Origin of the sequence: Acinetobacter sp. CIP 101934 (assembly GCF_000369585.1) — a bacterium.
GTDB classification, from domain to species: domain Bacteria; phylum Pseudomonadota; class Gammaproteobacteria; order Pseudomonadales; family Moraxellaceae; genus Acinetobacter; species Acinetobacter schindleri.
The window spans coordinates 75,184-76,789 of record NZ_KB850093.1 but is presented as its reverse complement, the minus strand read 5'-3'; the positions used below and the strand labels follow the sequence as shown (position 1 = coordinate 76,789).

2 protein-coding genes and 1 pseudogene are annotated in these 1,606 nt (G+C 38.2%); 2 read left to right on the top strand and 1 reads right to left on the bottom strand.

The annotated features are described in order from the left end of the window. Nucleotides 1-721 precede the first annotated feature (721 nt). Entirely contained in the window at nucleotides 722-1,078 is a 357-nt protein-coding gene (locus F899_RS00515) for a type II toxin-antitoxin system RelE/ParE family toxin (protein ID WP_004668307.1), read from the top strand. Then, nucleotides 1,071-1,373, top strand: a complete 303-nt coding sequence (locus F899_RS00510; RefSeq protein WP_001140620.1) for a helix-turn-helix domain-containing protein — start codon at nucleotides 1,071-1,073, stop codon at nucleotides 1,371-1,373. Before F899_RS00515 ends, F899_RS00510 begins: the two co-directional genes overlap by 8 nt. Before the next feature lie 41 nt (nucleotides 1,374-1,414). Here F899_RS00510 and F899_RS00505 read toward each other — a convergent pair. Continuing rightward, a pseudogene (locus tag F899_RS00505) lies at nucleotides 1,415-1,576 on the bottom strand (IS6 family transposase); the annotation flags it as partial. Between the last annotated feature and the right edge of the window lie 30 nt (nucleotides 1,577-1,606).

Below are 1,606 nucleotides of genomic sequence, written 5' to 3'. Positions count from 1 at the left end.
TATCATGTCAGCCTATTTGCAACAGTGCCGCTCAGAGTCATCATCGGTTCTGCTTTAGTGGGTTTAACGATTAAAATTTTACTATAAAGAATGAACACTAGAGGTATGGATAAAAAATCTATGCTTCTTTTGACACGATTCAAGGTATCTTCTTTCATATAAAAAATTAAAGAATATTCCACTAAATCACTCCCCATTTAACATAATGGCGGTTATACGAAGTACACTTGTATATTAGTTTTAATATCAATCACTTAAAAATTTAGCTATGACTAAGAAATCAGCAAAAAGTCGCTTTTGTAATAAGTTGGTGAGTTTTTAAGCGAATCTGTAACATTTTACCAGGAAAAATGGTTAATAAATGATCAATTTCGGAATCAGTGCCCATTTCATGCGGATCCAGGTTCCAAAAATATCCCCAATTGCTGTGGATAAAATTTAGGCTATTTTGTAGGTTAGAACGCACAAGAATATCGGCTATTTGCGGCTATTCTGAAAACTGGAGTTTTCCTATGATGAACTCATCAGGAACAGGAAGTTCCATAACATAAAACAAAAATTATAAGTTATTGCACATGGACCAAAGGGTACAAAAGCGCAGCAAGTAACAATAGAAACCCCCGGCAGGATACCGGGGTTTTTTATTGCTTATCCTTTCTCATTTGCAAAACAAACATAATGCCCCTAAAATATAGACTATAATCTATATTTTGGTTGTGGTATGTGGACAGTCATTACGACAGATCTATTTAATCAGTGGCTTGAACAGCAAGATGAACCTACACAAGAGAAGGTCCTAGCTGCCCTGGTTGTTCTACAGCAGCAGGGACCGAGTTTAGGCCGTCCTTTAGTAGATACTGTGTATGAGTCTAAATTTACCAATATGAAAGAACTGCGTGTTCAACATCGCGGTAGACCCTTAAGAGCTTTCTTCGCATTTGATCCCTTACGACAGGCTATTGTTCTATGTATTGCTGATAAAGGCGGTAAAAAGCGTTTTTATAAAGACATGCTGGATATTGCAGATGAACAATACCAACTTCATCTCACTACCCTAGGAGATAAATCTAATGGCTAAGACTCTGCAAGAATTGTTAGCTAGCCGCTCTCCAGAGAGCCAAGCCCGTATTCAAAAAATGGCTGATGAATTACTGCTAGAAAATCAGCTTCATCTTATTCGTGAAGAACTCGAAATTTCTCAAAAAGAGCTTGCTGAAACTTTGGGAATAAAACAGCCATCGCTTTCAGCAATAGAAAATCGTGGCAATGATCTTAAGATTTCAACCATGAAAAAGTATGTTGAGGCAATGGGTGGGAAGCTCCGTATTGATGTAGAGCTTCCAACAGGAAAACATATAGGATTCAACGTTTAACAATAAAAATGGGAGCTATAGGCTCCCATTTTTAGATTCGTATAACGTTGAACCCAACGGTAAATAGTCGTGTGATCAACATTCACACCCCGTTCGGCCAGCATTTCCTGCAGTTCACGATAGCTAATGCCATATTTACAATACCAGCGCACAGCCCAAAGAATGATTTCGCCCTGAAAATGCCGACCATGGAAAGGATTCATATGCTGCACCTTTAGCTAAAACAGTCTTCA

Coding starts and splice junctions, on each gene's coding strand:
- F899_RS00515 (WP_004668307.1), top strand. CDS start 722: ATGTGGACAGTCATTACGACAGATCTATTTAATCAGTGGCTTGAACAG.
- F899_RS00510 (WP_001140620.1), top strand. CDS start 1,071: ATGGCTAAGACTCTGCAAGAATTGTTAGCTAGCCGCTCTCCAGAGAGC.